Here is a 24,506-nt window from a genome sequence, read left to right as displayed (position 1 = left end):
ACTTGCCCATTCTAGGTGCGGAGGCGCTCGATGGAACACGTGGTCAACACCGACCAGGCGCAGGCGTGGAACGGCTATGAGGGAACGCAGTGGGCCCGCAACCAGGACCGCTGGGACGCCGTCAACGACGGCTTCAACCGGCCTCTGCTCGACGCCGCCGCCATCGGGACGCGCGAGCGCGTCCTGGACGTCGGCTGCGGGGCCGGCCGCACCACGCGCCTGGCCGCCCGCCGGGCCGCCGAAGGCGGGGCGACGGGCTTGGACCTCTCCGCCCCCATGCTGGAGCGGGCCCGCGCGAGCGCCCGTAGCGAGGGGCTGGGCAACGCGTCCTTCACCCAGGGCGACGCCCAGAGCCACCCCTTCGCACCTGGCGCCTTCGACGTGGCCGTCAGCCGGTACGGCGTGATGTTCTTCGCCGACCCGGTGGCCGCCTTCACCAACATCGCGAGCGCGCTGCGCCCGGGTGGACGCCTGGCCTTCGTCTGCCCGGCGGAAGCCGACGGCAACGAATGGCTCCAGGCACTCGCCGCGCTGCGCGGCATCCTGCCCGTCGGCGAGTTCGGCGCCCCGGGATCCCCCGGAATGTTCTCGCTCGCCGACCCGGAACGCGCCGTTCGGATCCTGTCGGCCGCCGGATGGGAGGAAGCCGAGGCGGTACGCGTCCAGGCGGACGGGGACTGGGGACGTGACGCCGAGGACGCGGCCGGCTTCCTGCTGGGATCCGGCCCCGGCCGGCACCTCCTCGACCAGGTCGGACCCGAGCAACAGCAGCTCGCCCGCCGAACCCTCGCCGACGCGCTGCGCCCCCACCAGAGGGACGGCGCCGTACGGCTGCGCAGTTCGTCCTGGCTGGTCACCGCCCGTCGTCCCGCGACGCGCTGAGGCCGGCGCCCGGCCTTCGCGCCGGCACCGGCACCGGCACCGGCACCGGCGGCGGGCCCTTCGTCAGTCGCCGTCCGGGGCCGGAGCCGTGCCCCGGAGGCCGCCGGCCTCCGACGCCGGCGGCACATCGGCCCGCCACCGCTCCAGCGCCGCGACCTGCCCCAGCTCGCTCTCCACCCGGCGGCGCTCGGCGTCCGTGAGCTCGATGGCGTGCAGCTCGGCGGCCCATGCCTCGATCTGTCCCGACTCGCCCAGGGCGGTGGCCAGTTCCATCAGCGTGGCCAGCGCCAGCGCCCGGTCCACCGCCGCGGCCTTCGCGCCGTGCCGGCGCAGGCCCGAGGTGACCGCGCGGAACGCGGCCCGGTCGTCGCCCTTGAACTCGCGCAGGATGCGGGCGTTGTCCAGCGCCTTGGCGAGCCCCGTCAGCTTCTTCGAACCGCCGTACTCCAGCTCCTGCGGCTCGTCGCGCTGGATGAAGATGACCGAGTTGCCGGACGGGTCGACCAGAGTGAAGCGGGACGCCCCGGGCCGGTAGCGCGTGATCCGCGGCCGCCCGGACGACAGGACCTTGCCGTAGGCCTGACGCATGGCCTCGGTGAAGGCCGCGTGGTACGGCGCCACCGCGTCCACCATGACGAGGCAGCCGCCCGCGTCCTCCTTCGCCGCGTCGACACCCGCGGCCGGCTTGGTGAAGTGCAGCCCGAACCCGCTCCACTCCACCGCCAGATACAGATAGGGCCTGGTCTGCTCGTAGGTGACCTCGAACCCGAGGGCCCGGTAGAACGCCAGGGTCTCCTCCGGTGACACGCACGGCAGCATCGGCACCGTCGTCTCGTTCGCCCGTACCACGGCCTCGCTCAAGGACTTCCCGCCTTCCGTCAGCAGCGGGCACCGGCCGCGCCCGCCCGAGGATCCTGGCATTTCTGCCCGGTTCGCGCCTGTGGAGTCCGCCGGCAGCGGCCCACCAGGACGCGTACCAGCGCCCAGAGCAGCGTCACGCCTGAGTACCGCCACTCAGCCCGTCCCCCCTTCCGTACCTGGTCGGAGCCGGTCCAGGGTCCACGTGGTCACGTACGCCTTCGCTGCCCCGCCGACCCCGGGCACCCGCACCGCTGGAGCATCCGGTGACGCGGCGGTGCGGGTCCGGTGTCATTCGCCGGCCGGGGGGCCTTCGGTGGCCCCGCCCGGGTGTGAAGTGGAGTGCCTACGGCATCAGTTGGTACTGCGGGAAGTTGCCCGGCAGCCGTTGGTCCTCGGGCCCGTCGGTCACCGCGTGGACCAGCAGTTCCCCGCCGACGAACGCGCCGCGCCAGGAGGCGCCGAAACCGCCGAACAGCTCTTCGCGGTCGCCCCGTGAACGGGGTGTGCCGTGGCCGATCTTGAAGGCGCGGATCTGCGGAGCGAGGCGGTCGAAGGTGGCCGGGTCGTCCGTGGAGAGGGTGGCGACCAGAGCTCCGTTGGAGGCGTTCATCGCGGCCAGCAGCTCGGCCTCGGTGTCGACGAGGACGATGCTGTCGACGGGCCCGAAGGGTTCCGCGTGGTAGAGCGGCGAGGAGGCCGGCGGGCTGAGGAGCGCGAGCGGGGCCACGTACGCGGAGGTGTCCTGGCCGGGCAGGAAGCGGGCCGGCTCCAGGGAGCCGCGGTAGAGCGGTACGGCGCCCCGCTCCACGGCCTCGGCGGCGTGGTCGGTGAGTTCCTTGGCCTTGGCGGCGTTGATGAGCGGGCCGAAGTCGAGCTCGGGCAGCGGGTCGTCGGGGTGGGCCACCGCGAGCGGGTGCCCCGTACGGACGGCGGCGACGGCCGGCAGGTACGCGCCGAGGAAGGCGTCGAAGGCGGTGCGCTGGACGACGAAGCGGGGGTAGGCGGTGCAGCGCTGCTTGCCGTAGTCGAAAAGCTTGGGGATGACCGCGCCCAGGGCTGCCCAGTCCGTGTGCTCCCAGATGCCCCACGTGTTGAGGCCTTCTTGTTCGAGGATGTGGCGCTTGCCGAGGTCGGTGACGGCGGTCGCGATGCGGGCGCCGGTGTCCCGGCCGCCGACGAAGGAGACGCAGCCGATCTCCGGGGAGCGGACCAGGGCCTCGGAGAGTTCGCCGCCGCTGCCGCTGATCAAGGTCACCGGGATGCCCTCGCGGTGGATCAGCGCGCAGGCCAGGGTGAGGCAGGCGAGGCCGCCGTCGGTGGGGGTCTTGGCGATGACGGCGTTGCCCGCGAGGGCCTGTACGAGCATCGCGTGCACCAGCACCGACATGGGGTAGTTCCAGCTGGCGATGTTGGAGACCGGGCCGCCGAGCGGTGTCCGTCCCGCCAGCATGGCGTCGATGTGCTCCACGTACCAGCGCACGCCTTCGATGGCCCGGTCCACGTCGGCCTGGGCCAGCCGCCAGGGCTTGCCGATCTCCCAGACGAGGAGCAGGGAGAGCAGCTCCCGGTGTTCGGTCAGGGCGTCGAGGGCCGCGCTGACGCGCGAGCGCCGCTCGGGCAGCGGGACGTGGCGCCAGGCGCGGTGCTGGTCGAGGCTCGCCCGTACGGCCTGGGAGGCGACCGAGGAGTCCAGGCGCGGCGGGCCCGCGATGGGGCTGCCGTCGACGGGGCTGGTGGCGGGCAGGGAGCGGCCGTCGGGATGCCAGGAGCCGCCCCAGAGGTTCAGGACGCGGTCCTCCTGGAAGGCCTCGGGGGCCACGGCCAGGGCGCGCTGCCAGGCATCGGACCATGCCGTGCCGGGCTTGAGGGCGAGGGCGGGGTGTGCCATCTGCGGTTCTCCGCTCGGTCGGTGGGCGGGGCGTGGGCTGGCTCGCGTACGGCCGCCCGCGCACCGGGCGGCCGTACTTGCGAGGGTGGCGCTGTCCGGGCTTGGGCCGTCGGCCTAGGTCCTGTCGGGCGTGTGGCCCGACCGTACGTAGTGTCCGAGCGCCACGAACGGTCTCATCTCTCGGCGGTGAGTCGCTTGAGCACGAGCCGGGCCGTCTCGGTCGGGGTTGACCCGACGGCCACACCGGCGGCCTCCAGGGCCTTCTTCTTGGCTTCGGCGGTGCCGGAGGAACCGGACACGATGGCTCCGGCGTGGCCCATGGTCTTGCCCTCGGGGGCGGTGAAGCCCGCGATGTAGGCGACGACGGGTTTGGTGACGTGCGCGGTGATGTGGGCGGCGGCCCGCTCCTCGGCGTCACCCCCGATCTCGCCGATGAGGACGATGAGTTCGGTGTCGGGGTCGGCCTCGAAGGCGGTGAGGCAGTCGATGTGGGTGGTGCCGACGACGGGGTCGCCGCCGATGCCGACGGCCGTGGTGAAGCCGATGTCGCGCAGTTCGTGCATCAGCTGGTAGGTGAGTGTTCCGGACTTGGAGACGAGTCCGATCCGGCCCGGCCGGGTGGCGATGTCGGCGGGGATGATGCCGGCGTTGGACTGTCCGGGGCTGATCAGGCCGGGGCAGTTGGGGCCGATGACGCGGGTGCCCCGGGCGGCGGCGTAGGCCTGGAAGGCGACGGCGTCGTGGACGGGGATGCCCTCGGTGATGACGACGGCGAGCGGGATGCCCACGTCGGCCGCCTCCATGACGGCCGCCTTGGCGAAGGGCGGGGGGACGAAGACGACGGTGACGTCGGCGCCGTTGGCGTCGATGCCCTCGCGGACGCTGCCGAAGACGGGGACGACGCGGTCGGTGAAGTCGACGTCGGTGCCGGCCTTGCGGGGGTTGACGCCGCCGACGATCCGGGTGCCGGCGGCGAGCATGCGGCGGGTGTGGCGCATGCCTTCGCTGCCGGTCATCCCCTGGACGAGGACGCGGCTGTCCTTGGTGAGGTAGATGGCCATGGGTGCCTCCTGGGTGGGAAGGGTGCGGGTCACGGACCTGGGACTGCGCCCCATCCCCCGCGACGCGACGCCGGCGGGGCAGAAGCGCCCTGCGGGCCTCCCGGCCGCGCGGCGCGGGCGCGGGGCCCGGCGGCTCAGCGGGCCAGGGCCGCCGCCCGCCGGGCCGCGGCGTCCATCGTGGTGGCCTGCTCTACCAGCGGATGCGCGTGGGCCGCGAGAATCGCGCGGCCCTCGGCGGCGTTGTTGCCGTCCAGGCGGACGACCAGCGGCTTCGTCAGCCGGACGGAGTCCAGGGCCTGGGTGATGCCCTCGGCGACACGGTCGCAGGCGCACGTCGAGGGCCTGGTCCTGGCCGGCCGGCGCCCGCCGCCCCTCGGCCGGGGCCGCGCGGTGCGCATCGCCACCGGGGCGCCACTGCCCGACGGCGCGGACGCCGTACTGCGCCGCGAGCACGGCCGCACCGCCCCGGACGCCCGGGGTGAGGCGCTCCTGCACACCGGTGGTCGCGGTGCGCTGCCCACCGGCCGGGACGTACGCCCGCGTGCGGGAGAGTGCCGCGCCGCCGAGATCCTCCTGCCGGCCGGAACGGTGGTCACACCGGCCGTACTGGGCCTGGCCGCCGCGGCCGGCCACGACAGCCTGACGGTCCACCGCCCGCCGACCGTCGAAGTCCTCGTGCTCGGGGACGAACTCCTCGCCTCGGGGCTCCCGCACGGGGGCCGGATCCGTGACGCCCTCGGCCCCATGCTCCCGGCCTGGCTCGCCTCCTACGGGGCCCGCGTCAGTGCCGTCAGCCACGTCCTCGACGATCTCGACGCCCTGTGCGGCGCGCTCGCCGACAGCGCCGCCGACGTCGTGGTCACCACCGGCGGCACCGCCTGCGGACCCGTGGACCACGTCCACACGGCGCTCCACCGGGTCGGCGCCCGCCTCCTGGTCGACGGGGTCCGGGTACGCCCGGGCCACCCCATGCTGCTGGCCGCCTCGCCCGGCTCGGGGAGTCGGACTCGGCACGTGGTCGGGCTGCCGGGCAATCCGCTCGCCGCGATCGCCGGGACCCTGACGCTCGCCGGACCGCTCCTGTCCGCGCTCGGGGGGCGCCCGCCGGCCGGCCCCGGCGAACGGCGGGTGGACCAGGAGCTGCCGGGCCACCCCACCGACACCCGCCTCGTACCGGTGGCCCTCGCGGGAGGCCTCGTACGGCCCCTCGCCTTCCACGGCCCCGCGATGCTCCGGGGCCTCGCCCGCGCCGACGCCCTGGCCATCGTCCCGCCGGGCGGCCTTCCGGCCGAAGCGGCCGTGGAACTCCTCCCGCTTCCCACCGCCTGACGGCCCCGGCCGAACGGCGGTATTCCCAGACGGCCCGCAGGTCAGATGTGGGAGAACCCCTGGTTCTGAAGGGCCCGGTCCAAGTACCAGAACGTGCGGTCGATGGCGTGCCGGGGGAACGTACTCGTGTACGGCTCGGCGGGCAGCGGCACCGACTCGCATCCGTCCTCGGCCAGGACGAGCACGCGGTCGAACCCGTAGTGGCCCTGGAACAGGCCGATCTCGTGGATCACGTTCTGCCGCGCGACGAGTTGGCCGTCCCCCGTCGCGTCCTCGGCGGTCATCACGCAGATCGCGAAACTGCACCGCTGCAGGTAGTCGGTCAGTGCCTCGGTCACCGGCCTGCTCCCCCAGGAGTCGGACTCGAACGAGTAGACCGGCAGACCGAAGCGCCGCTCCACGAAGGCCTTCACCGCGAGCCAGTCGGGACTGCGGCCATGGGCGATGAAGACACCCGCGGGCAGGGCTGCCGCGCGACGGGCGGCATCGTGGGAGCGGATGAAATCCTTGGTGACGGCCGCCAGCCGGCCGTGCCCGTGGCTGCCGACGTAGCTCAGTTTGTGCCGGGCCAGGGTCATTCCGAGGAGCGAGCCGAGCTCCACTTGCAGCCGGTCGCTCGTCAGGACCGCGAGGAGGCCGGCGGCGAAGACGTCGCCCGCCCCGGTGGCGTCCTCGATCTGGTCGTCCGCGAGAACGATCTGCGGATAGAAGTCCTCCACCGCCTTCCCGTTCTCGCTGCGCCAGACATGGATGCCGGTGCGTCGTTTGACGACGATGACGCTCCTGTCGTCCGCGAGGCACTGGAGGAGGTGGCCGGCGATGTCCTCGTCCGTATCGCTGTCGCTCCGCCTGCCGAGCTCGTGGAACTCGCGGTGGTTGAGCATGAGATAGGCGGTCAGGGCGCAGATTCCGAGGACCTCCTCGGTCGGCCGGGTGCTCCAGACGTGCCCGGGGTCGAAGCTGACCAGTGTGGCGGGGTTGGCTTCCTTGACCGCGCGCAGGGTGGCGAGGAGGGCAGTCGGTGTGTGGTCGTCGAGGAACGAGGTGACGTGGACGACCCGGGCCGTGGCGAGGTACGCGACGACCTCGTCGAAGGAGCGGGCCAGGTGGTCGGCCATGGCGCTGTTGGCGCCCGCGTGGGTGAGGAGTGTCCGGTCGCCGTCCTCGGTCAGGGAGAAGCAGATTCCGCAGAGGTGGTCGTCGTCCCTGAAGACGAACGGGTGGTCCACACCGAGGCTCCGCAGCTGGTCGATCGCCGACAGCCCCGGCCCGGGCACGCGGCCGGCGACTCCGACGTAGCCCAGGCTCAGGCCCAGCTGGAGCTGGGCGAGGACGTTGACCGCGTTGTACGCGGACCCGCCGAGGGACGTCTGCAGCGTGGACGTGTTGATCGCTTCGAGTGCCGCGAAGACCGTGGCCTCGTCCACGGCGGTCTCCGTACCCCACTCGGGGACGGGTGCCTGGCCGTCGAGCAGCTCGGCGATCCGGGCGGTGAGCGGCCGGCGGTCCGGGCTCGCGGTCCTGTCGACATGGGTGATGTAGTCGAGGTTGAGCGCCCCGATCCCGACGACGTCCAGGGCGAAGCCGGTCCGCGGTCGGTTCGTCGGATCAGCGGTCATGCGGGTGTCCTCCCCGGGCCAGGATCTGTTCCCGGACCAGCATGCGTTCCAGTTCTACGAAGGTTGTGCTGATCCGGCCGGGAGGGAAGTCCAGACGGATCAGGCCGGCGTTGTTGGAGAACGCCTCACACCCCTCCTCCGCCAGGATGGCGACCTTGCCGAAACCGTAGTAGCCCTGAAAGACGCCGACCTGGTGAACAGCGCTCTCGCTGGCGCGCCGTTGGCCGGCCGCCATCACCCTGGAGGCCGAGAGGACGCAGATCGCGAAGGCGCAGCGGCCCAGCTGTTCGCGCATCATCTGCGGGTAGCGGGCGTCCTGGCCGCGCGGGTGGTTCAGAGTGTGGACCGTCAGCCGGCAGTCGTCCTCCAGGAACGTCCGCAAGGCGTCCCACTGGGCGTCCGCGTCATGGGCGACGAGTACGACCCCGGGACGGGTGCTGGGCCCGGTCAGTGCCTCGGTCGACTGGAGGAAGCCCTCACGGCCGAGCACCGGCAGTACGGGCGCGCCGGTGTGGGACTGCCCGGCGCGCAGGCGTGACAGGCTCAGGCCGAGGAACGATCCGAGCTCGGCCTGGAGCCGGGTGGAGGCGAGCGCCGCGAGTACGGACGCCGAGAACACGTCGCCGGCCCCGGTCGCGTCCTCGATGGCGCCCTCCCGCACCGGCCGGCGCAGTTGGAAGCGCTCAGCGAGCACTCCCGTCGGCGCGGTGCGGAAGACTTCCACGCTGTCGTACCGCTTGGTGACGAACACGGCGCAGCTGGGGCGGCACTTGGCCAGCACCCGCTGGGAGAGGATCGCATCCGACTCCCCCAGCGCGTATTCGCCCAGCGCCTTGAACTCCCGGTGGTTGACGAACAGCAGGTCGCTGAGGGCGAGGATGCCGTCCACCGCCTCGCTCCGGTTCTCGGCCCAGGCGAATCCCGGGTCGAAACTGAGCAGCAGCGCGGGGTTGATACGGCGGGCGCGGTACAGCACTTCGAGTAGCACCGGCGGTGTCGACTCGTCCAGGAACGACGTGACGTGCACGATCCGGGCCTGCGCCAGGTACCGGGCGATCTGGTCGCCGTTCTGTGTCAGGTGCTCGGCCATCAGGTAGTTGGCACCGGGATGCGTGAGCATCACCCGCTCGACGTCCTCCAGGTACGACAGGCACACACCGGCGAGCCGCTGCGGCCTGCGCGCCACCCAGCGCCGGTCGATCCCGAAGACGTCCATCTGCCGTACGAACGACAGCCCGGGCGTCTCGATGCGCCCGGCCACTCCCACGTAGCCCAAGGACAGGCCCAGACGCATCTGGGCGAGCGTGAATATGGTCAGCCAGGCGGAGCCTCCCAGCGAAGCATCCAACGACGCGGCTCCGAGCCTGCCGATCGCCTTGGAGATCGCGACCTCGTCGATGGGGCCCTCGGTGTTCCACTCGAAGCGCGCGGTGGACTCGGAGACCTGCTCCGCCATGTGCGCCGACAGCCGTGAAGCGCTCGCGATGTAGTCGACGTTGAGCGCCCCCACACCGACGATCTCCGGACCGCGCCGTCCGGCGTCAACGCGACTCGCAGCGTCCACGGCACCCCCCAGCCGGCCACCCCACTGAACCCGTGGCGAAGGCATACCCAGCCGGCGCCTGTCTCTCACCACAACCCGTGACGGGGATGACTGTCAGGGCCGGCAGCGCGCACGACTGGGCACGAGGGCCGGGGCGGCCCTCGTGCCTACAATGTTCGAATGATCTTCATTGTGGTCAAATTCCCCGTCAAGCCCGAGTACGTCGACCAGTGGCCCGAGAAGGTCGCGGAGTTCACGAACGCCACCCGCGCCGAACCCGGCAACCTGTGGTTCGAGTGGTCCCGCAGCCTGGAGGAGCCGAACACCTACGTCCTGGTCGAGGCGTTCCAGGACGACGCGGCGGAGGCGCACGTCACCTCCGACCACTTCCGCGCCGCTCTGGAAACCATGCGGCCCCTGGTCACCCGTACGCCGGAGATCGTCAGCACCACCATCGAGGGCGCGACCGGCTGGAGCCGGATGGGCGAGCTGCAAGTCGACTGACGGCCGCTCGCCCCGCCCGGCCGTGGCCCGTCGCGGGCCCGGCTACCCCGAGTCGGGGTGCCAGTGCAGTTCGCCCGAGCCCAGGCGGATCGTGGCACGGGGCCGCATCGGCTCCTCGCCCCTGCGGGAGAGCATCACGATCTCGTGGACCTGCGCCGACATGGTGCCCAGGCGGGCCCCGCACTCGGTGGCCAGATGCCGCGGGTCGCGGGTGCGCCCGAGCGACAGGTGCGGCGTGAAGGACGGGAACCGGCCGCGACACCGGGGGAAGGGCTCCGCCAGGATCCCCTGGAGCGCGCTCCACGGGGCCAGGCCGGCCGCGGCGGGGTCCAGCCACACCGTGGCGTAGCCGCGGTGTCGGAACGTGCGCACCGGGCCGAGCCGGATGGGGAAGGGCTCGATTTCGGTGGCAGCGGCGGCCAGCAGCGGGGCCGCCCCGGCGAAGTCGGCCTCCGGGACGAAGCCGAAGACCAGGTTCACGTGCGGGGGCCAGCGGCGGATCTGGGGATCGTGCTCGGCACGGATGCTCTGGATGGGAGGCCACAGCCCTGCCGGAGGAAGCCACACGACGGCGGTCCGCGCTGTGGGAGCCACGTCGAGGAATCCTGGGACACCGGCTCCGCCGCCGGTGGTCGAGGACGCGTTCACACGACCATGATGCGCTGGGATGCCGGTCGCGTGATGTCCCGGCCGGGCCCCGGCACCAGAGCCGGAGCCGATCGCGTCCTGACGGGTCGGGTCGGGGCCGTGCGTCTCAGCCGGTGAAAGAGCCGTGGCGGCCGGCGCCGCCCGCGAAGCGGTCGGCTCCGGCCTGGGTCTCCCCTGCGGTGAGCGGAACGAGGCCGTGGCGGTACTCGGCGGCCAGGGCTTCCCGCTCGTCCAGACCGTGCTGTTCCCGTACGGAGAGCCGGTCGTGCCGCAGGCACGACTGCGGGAACCCGGCGATCTCGTGGGCCAGTCGCTCCGCCGCCCGGCGGGCTTCCCCCGGCGGAACGAGGCGGTTGACGAGGCCGATCTCGTACGCCTCGGCTGCGGTCACGGGTCGGCCGGTGAGGATCAGGTCCATCGCCCGGCTCTCGCCGATCAGGCGGGGCAGCCGCACCGTACCGCCGTCGATCAGCGGCACGCCCCAGCGGCGGCAGAACACGCCGAGCGTCGCGTCCTCCTCGGCCACCCGGAGATCGCACCACAGGGCCAGTTCGAGTCCGCCCGCCACCGCGTGGCCGCTGATCGCGGCGATCACCGGTTTGGTCAGGCGCATCCGCGTGGGGCCCATCGGCCCGTCGCCCTCGGCCAGCACTCGGTTGCCGCGGTCGGTACCGACGGCCTTGAGGTCCGCGCCGGCGCAGAACGTACCGCCCTCGCCCCACAACACGGCGACGGACGCGTCCTCGTCCTCCTCGAACGCACGGAAGGCGTCGGCGAGGTGGGCTGCCATCGGGCCATCGATCGCGTTGCGGACGCCGGGGCGGCCAAGGATCACCGTACGGACGGGGCCATCGCGCTCGACCCGGACGGCAGACGGGTCGGCGGACGTCGTCCCTGGTGTCTCGGAGGTCGTGGCCACTCGGAACTCCATGGGTCCAGTGGTGCTGCCGGATGTGTGGGAGGTGCGAACGACCACTCTGTATCAAGGGCGGCCTGTTCGTCGACGGCCCGTGCACACAGGGAATGGGGGTACCTCCGCGTGCGGCGACGGCTTCGGAGATCTCCGGTGCGACGACCGGGGTGCGGTCGAGGGGCGAGCGTCCTTGTCCGGTGTCAGGCTGAGGCCACACAGGACGCGCGAAAGGCAAGGACCATGATCACCACTGACTTCGTCCCCGGCTCCCCCTGCTGGATCGACCTCGGTTCTCCCGACGTGCGTGCCGCCGCGGCTTTCTACGGCGCCGTACTCGGGTGGGAATACGAGTCCATGGGTGAGGGGGAGGACATGGAAGGCGGGATGTTCCGGAAGGACGGCAAGATCGTCGCCGGGCTCGGCAAGCTCACCGAGGAGGGAGCGCGCTCGGCCTGGATGATCTACTACAACGTCGCCGACGCGGACGCCACGACCCGGGCCGTCGAGCGCTCCGGCGGCACGGTGCGGGTGCCGACGAGGGACCTCGACGAGTGGGGGCGGATGGCGCAGTACAGCGACCCGTCGGGTGGCCAGTTCGCCGTGTGGCAGCCGGGAAAGGACACGGGTGTCCAGCTGGTCGACCAGCCGGGCTCACTGTCCTGGACAGAGCTGTACACGAGCGACGCCGCGGCCGCCAAGGACTTCTACGGTGGTGTCTTCGGCTGGCGGTTCAGCGACATGGAGCTGCCGGGCGGCGGGAGCACGTACTCCCTCATCACCCCCGCAGGACTTCCCGAAGAGCGCATGCACGGCGGCGTCATGGAGATGCCTGCGGAGAACCTCGCCCTGACGAACGGGCGGCCCTACTGGCACCCGGTCTTCGCCGTCGACGACTGCGACGCCGCGGTCGCCAAGGTCACCGAGAACGGTGGCAGCGTACAGGTGGGGCCGCAGGACGCCGAGGGCGTCGGCCGGCTGGCCGTCTGCCTCGACCCGTCGAACGCGGACTTCGTGGTGCTGGCGCCGGCCGCCCGGAGCTGAACCCGGGGGCGCCCGCCGGCCCGCCTCAGACCCTGGAACGGTACGCGCGCATGGCCAAGGGCACGAAGACCAGTGTGATGCCCGCCGCCCAGATCAGGGACCACATGATCGGCCGGCCTGCGGGGGTGCCGAGCAGGAGGCCCCGGAAGGCATCCGACAGGTGGGTGACGGGGTTGATCTCCACCCATGCCTGCAGCCGGCCGGGCATCGTGTCGACCCGCACGAACGCGCTGCTCGTGAAGGTGATCGGGAAGATGAGGGTGAAGGCGAAGACCTGCACCTGCTCCGCGTCGCCGGCCGGCATCCCGATCAGCACCGCCGTCCACGAGACGGCGGCGGCGAAGGTCAGCAACAGCAGGAGCGCGCCGACGAAGCCGGCGGGGCCGCCGGTGACCTCGAAGCCCAGCAGGGTGCCGAGGCCGATCATCAGGAGCATCGCCCACAGCTGTTTGGCCAGGTCGGCCGTGATGCGTCCGAGAAGCGGCGCCGGGCGGGCGATGGGCAGGCTGCGGAGGCGGTCGAAGACTCCCTTGGGGAGGTCGGTGTTCAACGCCATGGCGGTGTACATGCTCATGAAGAGGGTGTTCTGGACGATGATTCCGGCGAGCGCGTACTGGAGGTAATCCTCCGGGGATCCGGCCATCTGGCCGCCGAAGACGTAGGTGAACAGGAACACGAACATGATCGGCGAAATGCTGTAGTCGACGAGCTCCAGCGGATTGTGCTTGACGGAGACCAGGCTCCGCCACGCCAGCGTCGAGGTCTGCCGCAGGGCCGCCAGGAGGGGCACTCTGCCACTGCCACTGCCGCTGCCGCTGCCGCCCAGGGTGTCGGTCATGGATGTGGACGCGGAGGTCATGACAGGCTCCCCGCCGTGGCGAACTGATCGTCGTCACCCTCGCCGTCCTCGGGCTCCGGCTCCGCCCGGTGGCCGGTCAGGACCATGAACACCTCGTCGAGGGACGAGCGCCGCAGTGTCAGCTCGGCCACCGCGACGCCCGCCTGGTCCAGGCGGCGTACGACGCTCGGCATGAGCGCCGGGTCGTTGACGGGCGCGGTGATCTCATCGCCCTCGATCTTGACCTTCGGCCCCGCTTCCTCGGTGAGCAGGGCGTGCGCCATGCCGAGATCGGCGGCGTGGGCCGGCCGCAGCTGCAGCACTTGACCGCCGACCTGCGCCTTCAGCTCGTCGGGCCTGCTGTGGGCGATCACCCTGCCCTTGTCGATCACGACGATGCTGTCGGCCAGCCGGTCCGCCTCGTCCAGATACTGCGTGGTCAGCAACACGGTCACACCCTCCGAGACCAGGTGGCGCAGCATGTCCCACACCTCGCCGCGGCTGTGCGGATCGAGTCCGGTGGTCGGCTCGTCCAGGAACAGGATCCGCGGCCGACCCACCAGACTGGCCGCGAGGTCGAGACGCCGCCGCATGCCGCCCGAGTACGTCTTCGTGGCCCGTCCCGCCGCGTCGCTCAGCTGGAAGCGGTCGAGCAGTTCGGCCGACCGGGCCCGTGCCGAGCCGCGCGGCATGCCGAGCAGCCGCCCGATCATCAGCAGGTTCTCCGTACCGGTCAGGTTCTCGTCCACAGCGGCGTACTGGCCCGTCAGCCCGATCAGCGGGCGGACCAGGCCCGCCTGCCGCACGACGTCGTACCCGCCTACTTGCGCCCGCCCGCCGTCCGGCCGCAGGAGGGTGGCGAAGATACGGACGGCGGTCGGGAGGCGCGGTCGAGGAGGGCGGCGGCGGGGAGGTCCCGCAGCACATCAGCCGCCGTTTCAAGGACGCCGCCACGGCTACGGGTTCGCCGGCCCCCCGCCGCCCGCCGTGACCGACCCGGCGGCGGTTGCCGCGAGGATCGCCGCGAACGCGCTCACGGCCGGGGCGCTCTCCCCTGCGGCCCGGAACGCCGTGGTGACCAACTCCACCTACGACGGGCTGCGTTACGACACCGTCGCGGCGGCCCGCGCCTTCGCGCCGAGCACCCCGCGCCCGCACTTCGACGAGGCTGGTTCGCGTACGCCCGCTTCGACCCGGTCCACGCGAAAGCCGCTGGCCGCCCTCTCCCAGTGCGCGATGGTCCACGTCAAGTCGGCGCCGCGGCCCCGGTCGAACACGAGCGGTTCACCGAGGCGTTCATCGCTACTGCCTGCCGGACCCGGTCCACAGCGAGGCCCACGGGGTGAGCGTGGATCCGGAGAGCGGCGATCACCTGATCGAATGCGTCCGCACGGACTGCGGCGAATTGCCCGGCGGCGAAGCCCCCGGCGGCGTCAGCCGTTCAGCGAGGTCATGAGCTCGGGCGCGTACCGGTCCCCCGCGACCACGCCGTGCGGCGCGACGGCGTCGATGGAGGCCAGGTCGGCGTCGGTGAGGGTGACCGCGGTCGCGGCGACGTTCTCCTCCAGGTAGCGGCGGCGCTTGGTCCCGGGGATCGGGACGGCGCCCCTGTGCAGGGTCCAGGCAAGCGCGAGCTGCGAGGGGGTGACCCCCTTCTCCGCGGCGAGGCGGCGGACCCGGTCGACGACGGCCAGGTTGCGGTCGAAGTTCTCGCCCTGGAAGCGGGGGTCGGTGCGGCGGAAGTCGTCGGCCGCGAAATCGTCCGGGCTGGTCACGGCTCCGGAGAGGAAGCCGCGGCCGAGCGGGGAGTAGGCGACGAGACCGATCCCGAGCCCGCGCAGGGTGTCCAGGACGCCGTCGTGCTCGATCCCGCGCTCGAAGAGGCTGTACTCGGTCTGTACGGCGGCCAGCGGGTGGACGGCGTGGGCGCGGGCGATGGTGGGCGCGGCGGCCTCGCAGATCCCGATGTGGCCGACCTTGCCGGCGGCGACCAGCTCGGCCATGGCGCCGACGCTCTCCTCGATCGGCACGTTCGGGTCGACGCGGTGGAGGTAGTACAGGTCGATGTGGTCGGTGCCGAGGTGGCGCAGGGAGCGGTCGGCGGAGCGGCGGATGTACTCGGGGGTGCCGTTGTGGCCCCGGAAGGCGCCTTCGTCGGTGAACTCGACGCCGGTCTTCGTGGCGATGACGGCGGCGTCGCGGCGGCCGGTGAGGGCCTTGCCGAGGAGCTGCTCGTTGCGGAAGGGCCCGTAGCCCTCGGCGGTGTCGAGCAGGGTCACGCCCAGTTCGAGGGCACGGTCGATGGTGGCGAGGGACTCGGTCTCGTCGGTGGCTCCGTAGTGGGCGCTCATGCCCATGAGGCCAAGGCCTTCGGCGCCGACCTTCAGTCCCTGGGCGCCCAGTGCGCGGATCTCCATGGTGTCCTCCGTGTGGGGGGTGAGGTGGTGGACCAGCGAGCAATGGAGTAACTAACTGGATAGTTCGAGTCTGCGCCACGAACCCGCCGGATGTCAATAACTAGATAGTTACTTGCTAGGCTGCCTGCCATGGCAAGGGATTCCAGCGCAACGAAGGCACGTCTCCTCGACTCGGCCTTCGCCGAGTTCGCCGCGTACGGCATCGCCGGGGCGCGGGTCGACCGCATCGCGGAGGCCGCCCAGGCGAACAAGCGGCTCATCTACGTCTACTACGGCAACAAGGAGCAGCTGTTCGACGCCGTGCTCCAGCGCGCCCTCGAGACGGGCTCGGAGTCGGTGCCCTTCGACGCGGAGGACCTGCCGGGCTACGTCGGCGCGGTCTTCGACCACCTCGCGGCACGGCCGGACCTGATGCGGCTCATGCAGTGGAAGCAGCTGGAGCGGCCGGGCACCACCGACGCCGAGGCGGAGTCCTACCGGGGCAAGATCGCGGCGGTGGAGCGGGCCCAGGGGGCGGGACTGATCGACCCCGGACTCGATCCGGCGGACCTGCTCGCACTGGTGATGGGCATGGCCGGGTCGTGGACGGGCAGGGTGGGCGGCGTGGCGACGGGCGGCCCGGGCGCCGCCTGGCCCCCGGAGCGGCTGGCCCGCCACCGCGAGACGGTGGTCGAATCCGTCCGCCGCCTGATCCGGCCCCCGCGGACGGCCGGCTAAGGGCCGGTTCGCCGCCCGCCTGGGGATCCCGCCACCCGCATGCCGGCCGTGGCCCGCGCGAACCCCGGTGCGGCGCCGGACCGCGCGACCGGCCCGGCCTGCCTGCGCACCCGCTTGCCCCACACATGAGGTGTGAGATCCGCTCCGACCGGTTATCCGAGAGGAAGTACCTCCACACTCCATGACAAAGGGGAAGCCGTGCCGCATCCACCCCAGGAGACCCGCTCCCGCGTCGGGCTGCATGTGAACGGCCGGCGGTACGAGCTCGACGTGGACCACCGCGTCACGCTCCTGGACCTGCTGCGGGAGCACCTCGGCCTGACCGGCGCCAAGAAGGGCTGTGACCACGGCCAGTGCGGTGCCTGCACCGTCCTGGTCGACGGGCGGCGCGCCAACAGCTGCCTGCTGCTCGCCGTCGCCCACGACGGCACCCAGGTCACCACCGTGGAAGGACTGGCCGACGACACGCGGGGGCCGCACCCCTTGCAGGAGGCCTTCGTGGAACGGGACGCCCTCCAGTGCGGCTACTGCACCCCCGGCCAGCTCTGCTCCGCCGCCGGCCTGCTCGCCGAGGCCGCCGCCGACCCGGGGGCCGCGGACCTCAGCCGTACCGGGATCGCCGAGGCGATGAGCGGCAACCTGTGCCGCTGCGGCGCCTACCCCCGCATCGTGGACGCCGTCCTGGACGTCGTGGCGGCCTCCGAAGGTCCCCCACCGGCAGCGCCCTCCGAGGACGCCGCCCCGGCGACGGTGTCCGGCGACGGGCAGGTGCTCGCGTGAAGCCGTTCGCGTACGTGCGCGCCACCAGCCTCCCGGAGGCCGTCGCCGCCCACGGCGGGCGGCCCGGCTCCCGCTATCTCGGCGGCGGCACCAACCTCGTGGACCTCATGAAGCTCGGGGTCGAATCCCCCGACACCCTCGTCGATCTCACCGGGCTGCCGCTCGCTTCCGTCGAGGAGGCCACCGACGGCGGCCTGCGGATCGGCTCCGGGGTCCGGGGCAGCGACCTCGCGCTCCACCCCCTCGTCCGCGACCGCTACCCCGCCCTGTCCCAGGCACTCCTGGCCGGCGCGTCGGCCCAGCTGCGCAACGTCGCCACCACCGGCGGCAACCTGCTCCAGCGCACCCGCTGCCCCTATTTCCAGGACGTCGCCAAACCCTGCAACAAGCGGGAGCCCGGCACCGGCTGCGGCGCACGCGACGGGGTGCACCGCGACCACGCCGTCCTCGGCCACTCGGCGCAGTGCATCGCCACCCACCCGTCCGACATGGCCGTGGCGCTCGCCGCACTCGACGCGGCCGTCGAGCTCCAGGGCCCGGACGGCGCCCGTACCGTACCCGCGAGCGCGTTCCACCGGCTGCCTGGCGACCGCCCCGAACAGGACACCGTCGTGGAGCCCGGCGAGATCGTCACGGCGGTCACGCTCCCGCCGCGGTGCGCCGGGCTGCCCTCGCGGTACCGCAAGGCCCGCGACCGCGCCTCGTACGCCTTCGCGCTCGCCTCCGTCGCCGCCGTGCTCGACATCGCGGAGGGTCGCGTACGCCATGTCGCGCTCGCCTTCGGCGGGCTCGCGCACCGGCCCTGGCGCGCCACCACCGCCGAGGAAGCGCTGCTGGGCGCCATCCCCACCGAGAGCGCCGTACGGGACGCCGTCGACGCCGAGCTCGACCGGGCGGAGCCGCTGCGCGACAACGCCTTCAAGGTGGCCCTCGCCCGCAATCTCGCCTGCGACGTGCTGAACTCCCTCGTACCGGACTCCCCCGCCCGGGGCGCCCGCTCCTGAACCTCCCGCGCGGCCCGCTCCCGGCCCTTCCCTCCCCCGCTCCCAAACCTCCCGCACGGCCCGCTCCCGGCCCTTCCCTCCACCCGCTCCCGAACCTCCCGCGCGCCCGCTCCCGAACCTGTCCCTCCGCCCCACGCCACCCCGGATCGCGAGGACCCGCCATGGACTCCAGCCCCGCCGCCCCCGCGCCCGCCCTCGGCAGCCCCGCCACCCGCCTCGAGGGCCGGGAGAAGGTCACCGGAAGGGCTCTCTACGCGGCCGAGTACGCCCCGCCGGGCCGGGTGTACGGATGGCCGGTCCCGGCCACCGTCGCCGGCGGCCGCGTCACCGCCGTCGACACCGCCGACGCGCTCGCGCAGCCCGGCGTCCTCGCCGTCCTCACCCCCTACGACGCACCCAGGCTGGGCCCCGCCGACGACCCCACCCTCCGTGTGCTCCAGGACCCCGACGTGCCCCACCGCGGCTGGTACGTGGCCCTGGCCGTCGCCGAGACCCTGGAGGCGGCCCGCGCCGCGGCGGCCGCAGTCCGCGTCGCCTACGACACCGAGCCCCACGACGTCGTCCTGCACACCGCCCACCCGGCCGCCTACACCCCCGAACAGGTCAACGGCGGCTACCCCGCCCACCGCGAACAGGGCGACGCGGCCGCCGCGTTCGCCGCCGCGCCGGTCCGGGTGGACTGCGCGTACACCGTGCCGCCGCTGCACAACCACCCCATGGAGCCGCACGCCGCCACCGCCCAGTGGGAGGCCGGCACCGACGCGGACGCCGACGCCGGCACCCTCACCGTGTACGACTCCAGCCAGGGCTCCGGACTCGTACGCTCCACCCTGGCTTCCCTCTTCGCGCTGCCCGAAGACCGCGTCACGGTGGTCTCCGAGCACATCGGCGGCGCCTTCGGCTGCAAGGGCACCCCCCGCCCGCACGTCGTCCTCGCCGTGATGGCCGCACGGCACACCGGCCGCCCCGTCACCGTCGCCCTCCCCCGGCGCCACCTCGCGGCCGTCGTCGGCCACCGCGCGCCCACCCTGCACCGCGTGCGCCTGGGCGCCCGTACGGACGGCACGCTCACCGCCGTCGCCCACGAGGTCACCACCCACACCTCCCGCGTCCGCGAGTTCGTAGAACAGGCAGCCGTCCCCGCCCGCGTCATGTACGCCGCACCCGCGCTCCTCACCACCCACCGCGTCGTCCCGCTCGACGTGCCCACGCCCTCCTGGATGCGGGCTCCCGGCGAGTGCCCCGGCATGTACGCCCTGGAATCGGCCATGGACGAGCTGGCCGACGCCCTCGGCATCGACCCGGTCGAGCTGCGCGTCCGCAACGAACCCCACGCGGAACCCGACAGCGGCCACCCGTTCAGCAGCCGCCACCTGGTGGAATGCCTGCGCGAGGGGGCCGCCCGCTTCGACTGGGCCGCCCGGCGCACACCCGGCCGGGACGGCCCGCTGCTGATCGGCACCGGGGTCGCCGCCGCCACCTACCCGGTGTACATCGCTCCCTCCTCCGCACGGGCGCACGCCCTCCCCGACGGCACGTACCTCGTCCAGACCAACGCCACCGACCTCGGCACCGGCGCCCGTACCGTCCTGGCGCAGATCGCCGCCGACGCGCTACGGGTCCCCCTGGACCGGGTGACGGTGGAGATCGGGCACTCCGCGCTGCCGCAGGGCTCGGTGGCCGGCGGCTCGGCGGGCACCGCCTCCTGGGGCTGGGCGGTCCACGACGCCTGCACGAGCCTCCTCGACCTCCTCGCCCGCCGCACCGGCCCGCTCCCGGAGGCCGGGGTGTCCGTCCCCGCGGATACGACGGCCTCCGCCAAGCAGAAGTCCCCGTACGCCCGGCACGCCTTCGGCGCCCACTTCGCGGAGGTGCAGGCCGACACCGTCACCGGCGAGGTCCGGGTGCGGCGGCTGCTGGGCGTCTTCGCCGCGGGCCGCATCCTCAACCCGCTGACCGCCCGTTCCCAACTCGTCGGCGGCATGATCATGGGGCTGGGCATGGCCCTCACCGAACACAGCACCGTGGACCCCGCCTTCGGGGACTTCACCGAGAACGACCTCGCCTCGTACCACATCCCCGCCCACGCCGACGTGCCCGACATCGAGGTGCACTGGGTGGACGAGCACGACAAGCACCTCAACCCGATGGGCAGCAAGGGCATCGGCGAGATCGGCATCGTCGGCACGGCGGCGGCCATCGGCAACGCCTTCCACCACGCGAGCGGCCACCGGATCCGTGAACTCCCCCTCACCCCGGACCGCGTCCTGGCGGCCCTCGCCGAAGGCACGCTCCGATGAGGATGATCTCGGGACACCGGGGTGAGGGCGACGCCCGGCCGTTCCGTTCGGGCTGCGAGTGAGCGAAGGTTCGACCATGGTGCACGTACTGGGCAGCAGGGTTCTGCTGTGCCCCACCGATCCCGAGCGCTCACGCGTCTTCTACGGGGACGTCCTGGGCCTCGCCGTCTACCGCGAGTTCGGGACCGGCCCCGAGCGCGGCACGGTCTACTTCCTCGGCGGCGGGTTCCTGGAGGTGTCGGGCCGCGCCGAGGCGCCGCCCGCGCCCGGGCTGCGACTGTGGCTCCAAGTCGCCGACGCGCAGGCGGCGTACGAGGAACTGCGCGGCCGGGGTGCGGAGGTGCTGCGGCCTCCGCTCCGCGAGCCCTGGGGCCTGATCGAGATGTGGCTCGCCGACCCGGACGGCGTGCGCATCGCCGTCGTGGAGGTGCCGGCCGATCACCCACTGCGCTTCCGCCCCTGAGCCGGGCCGCGGAGCGGAACGTACCTGTGTCGAGCTCCGGAGCTACGAGTGGAAGCCGTCCCCATACGTCTCCGCAACAACGGAGAAGCTGTCCGGCTTCTCGCGCCGAAGCTTCTCCATCCCGACACCCTGCCGTTCCTGAGACCGTCGGCCGGGCCGTCGGCCGGGCCGTCGGCCGGGCTGCGGATCTCCGGGCAGAGCCCGAGACCCTCTTCGACCTGGGCGGCGACATTCCTCGCCCAGGTTCGGGCGTGACATCATGAGGTCGTGCGCGTACTGATCGTGACCGCGGGATCCTGGGGCGACGTCGCCCCTTACACCGGATTGGGGACGCGGCTGCGTTCTGCGGGACACGAGGTGACGATCGCCACGCACAGCCGCTTCGACAGCGCGGTGACGGCCCTCGGACTCGGCTTCCGTCCGCTTCCCCTGGACCCGCGCGAGGAACTGGCTTCGGCGGCCGGCCAGGGACTGGCCCGCGCGGTCAGCCCTCCCGTGGCCATGGCCCGGCTGATGCGCATGGCCCGGGAGTTCATGCCCCGGCTCACCGAGGGCGTCGTGGACGCCGTCCGGCAGGGCGCTGACGTACTCCTGACCTCCACGCTCACCGACCCCATGTGCTCGGCACTCGGCGAAGCGTCCGGGCTGCCCAGCATCGGCGTCTACCTGCAGCCGATCGAACCGACGGGCGCCTTCCCGCCCTTGGTCACGGGGTCCCGGTCGTTCGGGCCGTACGGCAACAGGCTGGCGGCGCGGGCCCTGTGGGCCGCCACGGACCGCATCTTCGCCCCGGCGGTGAGCGAACTACGGCGTGAACTGGGCCTGCCCGCACGGCGGTTCGGCGGCCCGCTGGGCCTGCCGCCCGGACGCACGGTCCTGCACGGTTTCAGCCCGATGGTCGTCCGCCGCCCCGCGGACTGGCCCGAAGGCCACCAGATCTCCGGGTACTGGTGGCCCGCGACACCGCCCGGCTGGCAACCCGAACCACGGCTGCTGGATTTCCTCGACGCGGGGCCCCCGCCCGTGTTCGTCGGCTTCGGCAGCTTCGTCGCCGCCGATGCGGAGCGGCTGAGCGCCCTCGTCTCCGAGGCCCTGCGACGGGCCAAGGTGCGCGGCATCGTCCAGGCGGGATGGTCGGGCCTGCACGCCGAGGGCGACGAGCTGCTCACCGTCCAAGAGGTGCCCCACGCCTGGCTGTTCCCGCGCACCGCCGCCGTGATCCACCACGCCGGCGCCGGCACCACGGCGGCCGGTCTGCGCGCAGGGGTCCCGGCCATCCCCGTACCGGTGCAGTTGGACCAGCACTTCTGGGCTGCCCGCCTCAACGCTCTGGGCGTCTGCGGCCCACCGCTTCGCTACCAACGCCTGACCACAACCCGGCTGGCCGCCGCGATCGTCGCAGCCACCCGCACCCCGGCCTTCGCCGCCCGCTCCCACCACCTCGCCGCCGGGCTCTCCCGTGAGGACGGCGCGGCGCGGGTCCTCACCGCACTGGAGCGGCTCGGCTGAAGGCCGCCTACCCGGGCGGACCAATACACTCGGCAGGTCGGCGCGCGCTTCGACCAGATCGTCATCTTGGCCTCCCAAGAGACACGCGCTCCAGCGGTGGCACCGCGTAGTCTCCGGAAACCGGGGTAGCCGCCAGGGGACGGGGTCCGGGCTTTCGTCCCGGGGCCGTCCTGAGCGAAGGAGGCTCGCCATGTCCCCTCGCAGCCGCCCCGCCGCGGCTCCCGGATCGCTGGTGCAGTGGGCCGCGCTGCTGATCGGCGCGGCGTTCCTCGTGGCCGGAGTGCTCGGCATGATCCCCGGCCCCACCACGAACTACGACGCGATGACCTTCGCCGGACACGACTCGGGCGCCGAGCTGTTCGGCCTCTTCCAGGTGTCGGTCCTGCACAACATCGTGCACCTGATCTTCGGGCTCGCCGGTATCGCCCTCTCGCGCACCCCGGGCACGGCGCGCACCTACCTGATCGGCGGCGGAGCCGTCTACCTGGTGCTGTGGCTGTACGGGCTCCTCGTCGACCGCGGCACCGACGCCAACTTCATCCCGGTCAACACCGCGGACAACTGGCTGCACTTCGGTCTGGGCCTGGCCATGGTCGTCCTCGGCCTGATCCTCGGCCGCACCCCGCCGGTCCCGCGCCGGGGCCGGGGCTGAGGCCCGGGCGCGTCAGGTCTCCCGTACCGGTGAGTACACCTCCGCGTCGAGGCCGAAGGTCCAGGCCACCCCCTGCCTCGCGGTCCGCGTGTCCGGCGGCACCCGCAGCCAGTACGTGCGGCTCGTGCCGTCCGGCTCCGGCGTGGAGTTGACCACCTCCACCATCACGACGTCCTCGTCGCCCGGCAGCGGCGTCCGCCACAGGACGCCCGTCCCGTCCCGGTGCACGGGCTCGGCGCCCGATTCGGCGAGGTAGCGCTCGTAGCCGTAGTGCTCCAGCATCACCCGGCGCAGCTCCGCGTTCTCCTCGTCCCGGATGCGCTCGGGCGTCAACGCGTCCAGCCCGGCCAGGAAATCCGCGGGCACGGGCATCCCGCGCCACGCGTACAGCGCGAAGCCGTCCGGGAACGCGAGGGCGGGGCCGTCACCGCGGTCCAGGCGGCCCGCCTCGTCCCGGTGCAGCTCCACCGGGCGCTCGCACAGCACGGCAAGCCGCTCGTACGGCCACCACCAGCCCGCCGCCCGGGCGACCGCGGCGAGCCCCTCCAGCGGTGTGCCCTCGCCCGTGTCGAACGCGCACAGCCAGGCCGCGTCGTGCTGGCCGAGCACGGCGTCCAGGAGCAGCAGCCGGACCTCGGCTTCCTCCGCGGTGTCTCCCGCCTGCTCCTCGACGAGCCCGGTGCGGATCCGGCCGGCCAGTCGCTCGGTGTTCTCCCACAGCCGGCCGCCCGTCAGCGCCCATCTCCGGCCCCAGCCCCGGGGGCCCAGCAGCTCGTGGCAGCGGGCACGCTCGGCCGCCCAGGGCGCGCTGCGGACCGCCTCCCGCACGCTGCGCCCCCGCACGTCCGTCCCCCACGGGCCGTCCGAATCGCCCAGCAGGCCTAGCGCGGCGCGCGGCGAGTCGGCCCACACGATCCGCTCCGGCTCGGGCAGCCCCGCCGTGCGGTAGCCGAGACGCACGCCGGCCTCCGCCGCCGCCCGGTCCGCGGGCCCGGTCGCCGCGGCTACCGCCCGCCACCCGTCGACCCCGTGCACTCCGTCCGTCACGTCCGTCACGTCAAGTCTCTCCGGCCCGCCCACCTGCCCCATCCCCTCCATCAGGACCCCCTCCGCCGCCGTCACCACGTCCCCCTCGGTCACTCAGTCCGCCACGATCCGCACCGAGCCGGGCACGTACTCCCGCTGCCGGACCACCCGGAACCAGCCCTTCGGCAGCGGTATCGCGGCGTGCTCCTCGTGCACCACCCGCCCCCCGTCGGGCAGATGCAGCAGCAGCGGCGCCAACGGCCCCGGCTCCCGCACCAGTCGGCCCGGCCCCAGCACTGCGTGTGCGTGCCCTGTCACCTCGCCCAGCGCCAGTACGAGCCGCCCGCGCCCGTCCCGGGGTTCCGAGGGCGCGTCAGCGGCGTACGAAGGCACCGCCGATTCCTCGAGCGGCACGATGAGTACGTCCCCCTGCCGGTACATGCGTGTCCCCCTCCCGACGCGCCGCCCCGTGCGCCGCGTCTTCTCCCAAGCTAGTGCTGCGCCGCGTTAG

General features: G+C 73.0%; 23 protein-coding genes and 2 pseudogenes. 11 read left to right on the top strand and 14 right to left on the bottom strand.

What is annotated here, in order from left to right; genetic code table 11:
• Nucleotides 1–30: 30 nt before the first annotated feature.
• Nucleotides 31–882, top strand: coding sequence for a class I SAM-dependent methyltransferase (locus J7F03_RS38425; protein WP_214957844.1), 852 nt, complete (start codon nucleotides 31–33; stop codon nucleotides 880–882).
• Between the two features lie 63 nt (nucleotides 883–945).
• On the opposite strand, the gene J7F03_RS38420 is transcribed toward J7F03_RS38425, so the two are convergent.
• The 4 genes and pseudogenes from J7F03_RS38420 to J7F03_RS38405 all read right to left on the bottom strand — a co-directional run.
• Nucleotides 946–1,743, bottom strand: coding sequence for a glyoxalase (locus J7F03_RS38420; protein ID WP_214957843.1), 798 nt, complete (start codon nucleotides 1,741–1,743; stop codon nucleotides 946–948).
• A 343-nt stretch (nucleotides 1,744–2,086) separates the two neighbouring features.
• Complete coding sequence (locus J7F03_RS38415) at nucleotides 2,087–3,631, bottom strand: aldehyde dehydrogenase family protein (protein ID WP_214957842.1); 1,545 nt, start codon at nucleotides 3,629–3,631, stop codon at nucleotides 2,087–2,089.
• A 173-nt stretch (nucleotides 3,632–3,804) separates the two neighbouring features.
• Nucleotides 3,805–4,692 (bottom strand): succinate--CoA ligase subunit alpha, encoded by an 888-nt coding sequence (gene sucD, locus J7F03_RS38410; protein WP_214957841.1) that lies wholly within the window; start codon nucleotides 4,690–4,692, stop codon nucleotides 3,805–3,807.
• A 134-nt stretch (nucleotides 4,693–4,826) separates the two neighbouring features.
• Nucleotides 4,827–5,021, bottom strand: a pseudogene (locus J7F03_RS38405) (succinate--CoA ligase subunit beta); the annotation flags it as partial.
• Nucleotides 5,022–5,082: 61 nt separating this feature from the next.
• Here J7F03_RS38405 and J7F03_RS38400 point away from each other — a divergent pair.
• Entirely contained in the window at nucleotides 5,083–6,021 is a 939-nt protein-coding gene (locus tag J7F03_RS38400) for a molybdopterin-binding protein (RefSeq protein ID WP_308380138.1), read from the top strand.
• Nucleotides 6,022–6,062: 41 nt separating this feature from the next.
• Here J7F03_RS38400 and J7F03_RS38395 read toward each other — a convergent pair whose 3' ends face one another.
• Nucleotides 6,063–7,640 carry a PfkB family carbohydrate kinase gene (locus J7F03_RS38395; protein WP_214957839.1) on the bottom strand — a complete coding sequence of 526 codons (1,578 nt, stop codon included), beginning with the start codon at nucleotides 7,638–7,640 and terminating at the stop codon, nucleotides 6,063–6,065.
• Entirely contained in the window at nucleotides 7,630–9,204 is a 1,575-nt protein-coding gene (locus J7F03_RS38390; RefSeq protein WP_308380137.1) for a carbohydrate kinase family protein, read from the bottom strand. Before J7F03_RS38390 ends, J7F03_RS38395 begins: the two co-directional genes overlap by 11 nt.
• Nucleotides 9,205–9,363: 159 nt before the next feature.
• Between J7F03_RS38390 and J7F03_RS38385 the strand changes: the two genes are divergently transcribed.
• The gene (locus tag J7F03_RS38385) at nucleotides 9,364–9,687 is read left to right on the top strand and encodes a putative quinol monooxygenase (protein WP_214957837.1); all 324 of its coding nucleotides are present in this window, start codon (nucleotides 9,364–9,366) and stop codon (nucleotides 9,685–9,687) included.
• 42 nt (nucleotides 9,688–9,729) lie between these two features.
• On the opposite strand, the gene J7F03_RS38380 is transcribed toward J7F03_RS38385, so the two are convergent.
• Together J7F03_RS38380 and J7F03_RS38375 are read right to left on the bottom strand one after the other, a co-directional pair.
• Nucleotides 9,730–10,335, bottom strand: coding sequence for a 2'-5' RNA ligase family protein (locus J7F03_RS38380; RefSeq protein WP_308380136.1), 606 nt, complete (start codon nucleotides 10,333–10,335; stop codon nucleotides 9,730–9,732).
• Nucleotides 10,336–10,441: 106 nt separating this feature from the next.
• Nucleotides 10,442–11,254 carry a crotonase/enoyl-CoA hydratase family protein gene (locus J7F03_RS38375; RefSeq protein WP_308380135.1) on the bottom strand — a complete coding sequence of 271 codons (813 nt, stop codon included), beginning with the start codon at nucleotides 11,252–11,254 and terminating at the stop codon, nucleotides 10,442–10,444.
• A 234-nt stretch (nucleotides 11,255–11,488) separates the two neighbouring features.
• Between J7F03_RS38375 and J7F03_RS38370 the strand changes: the two genes are divergently transcribed.
• Nucleotides 11,489–12,289, top strand: coding sequence for a VOC family protein (locus J7F03_RS38370; protein WP_214957835.1), 801 nt, complete (start codon nucleotides 11,489–11,491; stop codon nucleotides 12,287–12,289).
• Nucleotides 12,290–12,314: 25 nt separating this feature from the next.
• Here the strand turns inward: J7F03_RS38370 and J7F03_RS38365 are convergent, their stop codons facing one another.
• From J7F03_RS38365 to J7F03_RS38350, 4 genes and pseudogenes are all read right to left on the bottom strand, one after another.
• Nucleotides 12,315–13,148, bottom strand: a complete 834-nt coding sequence (locus J7F03_RS38365; protein ID WP_214957834.1) for an ABC transporter permease — start codon at nucleotides 13,146–13,148, stop codon at nucleotides 12,315–12,317.
• Nucleotides 13,145–14,005: pseudogene (locus J7F03_RS38360) on the bottom strand (ATP-binding cassette domain-containing protein); the annotation flags it as partial. The gene J7F03_RS38365 and the pseudogene J7F03_RS38360, both read right to left, overlap by 4 nt.
• Nucleotides 14,006–14,230: 225 nt before the next feature.
• A complete protein-coding gene (locus J7F03_RS38355; protein ID WP_214957833.1) occupies nucleotides 14,231–14,404 on the bottom strand; it encodes a hypothetical protein in 174 nt (57 codons plus the stop codon).
• Between the two features lie 156 nt (nucleotides 14,405–14,560).
• Nucleotides 14,561–15,544 carry an aldo/keto reductase gene (locus J7F03_RS38350; RefSeq protein WP_214957832.1) on the bottom strand — a complete coding sequence of 328 codons (984 nt, stop codon included), beginning with the start codon at nucleotides 15,542–15,544 and terminating at the stop codon, nucleotides 14,561–14,563.
• A gap of 129 nt (nucleotides 15,545–15,673) precedes the next feature.
• On the opposite strand from J7F03_RS38350, the gene J7F03_RS38345 reads away from it, so the two are divergent.
• From J7F03_RS38345 to J7F03_RS38315, 7 genes are all read left to right on the top strand, one after another.
• Nucleotides 15,674–16,261, top strand: coding sequence for a TetR/AcrR family transcriptional regulator (locus tag J7F03_RS38345; protein ID WP_214957831.1), 588 nt, complete (start codon nucleotides 15,674–15,676; stop codon nucleotides 16,259–16,261).
• 198 nt (nucleotides 16,262–16,459) lie between these two features.
• The gene (locus J7F03_RS38340; protein ID WP_214957830.1) at nucleotides 16,460–17,041 is read left to right on the top strand and encodes a (2Fe-2S)-binding protein; all 582 of its coding nucleotides are present in this window, start codon (nucleotides 16,460–16,462) and stop codon (nucleotides 17,039–17,041) included.
• Nucleotides 17,038–18,045, top strand: a complete 1,008-nt coding sequence (locus J7F03_RS38335; RefSeq protein ID WP_214957829.1) for a xanthine dehydrogenase family protein subunit M — start codon at nucleotides 17,038–17,040, stop codon at nucleotides 18,043–18,045. Before J7F03_RS38340 ends, J7F03_RS38335 begins: the two co-directional genes overlap by 4 nt.
• Nucleotides 18,046–18,206: 161 nt before the next feature.
• On the top strand, nucleotides 18,207–20,345 hold the full coding sequence (locus J7F03_RS38330) for a xanthine dehydrogenase family protein molybdopterin-binding subunit (protein ID WP_214957828.1): 2,139 nt from the start codon (nucleotides 18,207–18,209) through the stop codon (nucleotides 20,343–20,345).
• Between the two features lie 76 nt (nucleotides 20,346–20,421).
• Entirely contained in the window at nucleotides 20,422–20,808 is a 387-nt protein-coding gene (locus tag J7F03_RS38325) for a VOC family protein (RefSeq protein ID WP_214957827.1), read from the top strand.
• A 267-nt stretch (nucleotides 20,809–21,075) separates the two neighbouring features.
• On the top strand, nucleotides 21,076–22,317 hold the full coding sequence (locus J7F03_RS38320) for a glycosyltransferase (protein WP_214957826.1): 1,242 nt from the start codon (nucleotides 21,076–21,078) through the stop codon (nucleotides 22,315–22,317).
• 190 nt (nucleotides 22,318–22,507) lie between these two features.
• A complete protein-coding gene (locus J7F03_RS38315; protein ID WP_214957825.1) occupies nucleotides 22,508–22,969 on the top strand; it encodes a DUF4383 domain-containing protein in 462 nt (153 codons plus the stop codon).
• 12 nt (nucleotides 22,970–22,981) lie between these two features.
• Here J7F03_RS38315 and J7F03_RS38310 read toward each other — a convergent pair whose 3' ends face one another.
• Entirely contained in the window at nucleotides 22,982–24,004 is a 1,023-nt protein-coding gene (locus tag J7F03_RS38310) for a DUF6745 domain-containing protein (protein ID WP_214957872.1), read from the bottom strand.
• A gap of 105 nt (nucleotides 24,005–24,109) precedes the next feature.
• Nucleotides 24,110–24,436: a hypothetical protein gene (locus J7F03_RS38305; protein ID WP_214957824.1), complete on the bottom strand. Its 327-nt coding sequence runs from the start codon at nucleotides 24,434–24,436 to the stop codon at nucleotides 24,110–24,112.
• Nucleotides 24,437–24,506: the final 70 nt, after the last annotated feature.

This window comes from Streptomyces sp. ISL-43 (assembly GCF_018614195.1).
In the GTDB taxonomy this organism is placed as follows: domain Bacteria; phylum Actinomycetota; class Actinomycetes; order Streptomycetales; family Streptomycetaceae; genus Streptomyces.
The sequence above is the reverse complement of the archived record's forward strand: the minus strand, read 5'-3'. Positions and strand labels throughout refer to the sequence as shown.

Excerpts from the sequence above, each read along its gene's own strand:
- J7F03_RS38305 (WP_214957824.1), bottom strand. The coding sequence starts at position 24,436 with ATGTACCGGCAGGGGGACGTACTCATCGTGCCGCTCGAGGAATCGGCG.
- J7F03_RS38345 (WP_214957831.1), top strand. The coding sequence starts at position 15,674 with ATGGCAAGGGATTCCAGCGCAACGAAGGCACGTCTCCTCGACTCGGCC.
- J7F03_RS38370 (WP_214957835.1), top strand. The coding sequence starts at position 11,489 with ATGATCACCACTGACTTCGTCCCCGGCTCCCCCTGCTGGATCGACCTC.
- J7F03_RS38350 (WP_214957832.1), bottom strand. The coding sequence starts at position 15,544 with ATGGAGATCCGCGCACTGGGCGCCCAGGGACTGAAGGTCGGCGCCGAA.
- J7F03_RS38330 (WP_214957828.1), top strand. The coding sequence starts at position 18,207 with ATGGACTCCAGCCCCGCCGCCCCCGCGCCCGCCCTCGGCAGCCCCGCC.
- J7F03_RS38425 (WP_214957844.1), top strand. The coding sequence starts at position 31 with ATGGAACACGTGGTCAACACCGACCAGGCGCAGGCGTGGAACGGCTAT.
- J7F03_RS38385 (WP_214957837.1), top strand. The coding sequence starts at position 9,364 with ATGATCTTCATTGTGGTCAAATTCCCCGTCAAGCCCGAGTACGTCGAC.
- J7F03_RS38325 (WP_214957827.1), top strand. The coding sequence starts at position 20,422 with ATGGTGCACGTACTGGGCAGCAGGGTTCTGCTGTGCCCCACCGATCCC.
- J7F03_RS38415 (WP_214957842.1), bottom strand. The coding sequence starts at position 3,631 with ATGGCACACCCCGCCCTCGCCCTCAAGCCCGGCACGGCATGGTCCGAT.
- sucD (WP_214957841.1), bottom strand. The coding sequence starts at position 4,692 with ATGGCCATCTACCTCACCAAGGACAGCCGCGTCCTCGTCCAGGGGATG.
- J7F03_RS38395 (WP_214957839.1), bottom strand. The coding sequence starts at position 7,640 with ATGACCGCTGATCCGACGAACCGACCGCGGACCGGCTTCGCCCTGGAC.
- J7F03_RS38315 (WP_214957825.1), top strand. The coding sequence starts at position 22,508 with ATGTCCCCTCGCAGCCGCCCCGCCGCGGCTCCCGGATCGCTGGTGCAG.
- J7F03_RS38365 (WP_214957834.1), bottom strand. The coding sequence starts at position 13,148 with ATGACCTCCGCGTCCACATCCATGACCGACACCCTGGGCGGCAGCGGC.